The organism is Pseudanabaena sp. 'Roaring Creek' (assembly GCF_001402795.1).
GTDB lineage: Bacteria > Cyanobacteriota > Cyanobacteriia > Pseudanabaenales > Pseudanabaenaceae > Pseudanabaena.
In genome coordinates this window covers 1-525 of record NZ_LIRE01000588.1, presented here as the reverse complement: position 1 = coordinate 525, position 525 = coordinate 1, and the positions used below count along the sequence as shown (strand labels likewise).

The following is a 525-nucleotide window of genomic DNA, read 5'->3' as shown; positions in this document are numbered from 1 at the left end:
ACGAAATCCTTAATGGCTCCTTACCTGTGGATTTCGATGGCTCTCAGTGCGTGGTTGCACGAGCAGGATCGGGCGTTCTCGAAACTGTCTCTTTTAATGAGGCGATCTAGTATGCCTTGGGCGGTGAATACGATGAATTTGATGGGGAATGGGAGGAATCGGAATGAGTTGGGTCAACGTGTCTAGCTTTAATATCGGAGTTGGGCGCGTTGATGCCATTCTCATTCCTTCCCTGCTTTCCTCGTCTCACGTAGCGATTAAGGTCACCGATCTGAAGCGTCGTAAATGGCGCAAGTCGGGCGATCTCTGGCAAGAGTTCTCAGGTGGGGTGAAGGGGATTAATCGCTTTGTTGGCTTCGGCGAACAGACTGCTTTTGAGATGCAGACCGATCTCGGTAGCTACTACCTCAGATTTAAGCCTGTTTACTATCATCAAGGGCTATTTGTCGAAATTTGGCAATGGGTTCCCCCTCCTCCTCCTCCAAATACAAAATGGCTAGGTGATTTGTCTTGGTCTCCCAACCT

Annotated in this window: 1 protein-coding gene; it reads left to right on the top strand. The window is 49.3% G+C overall.

The genetic code is table 11. From position 1 onward, the window contains the following. Window positions 1-163: 163 nt before the first annotated feature. Window positions 164-525 (top strand): hypothetical protein (locus AC805_RS16660; protein WP_156341439.1); only part of this gene is annotated, 362 nt, incomplete at its 3' end.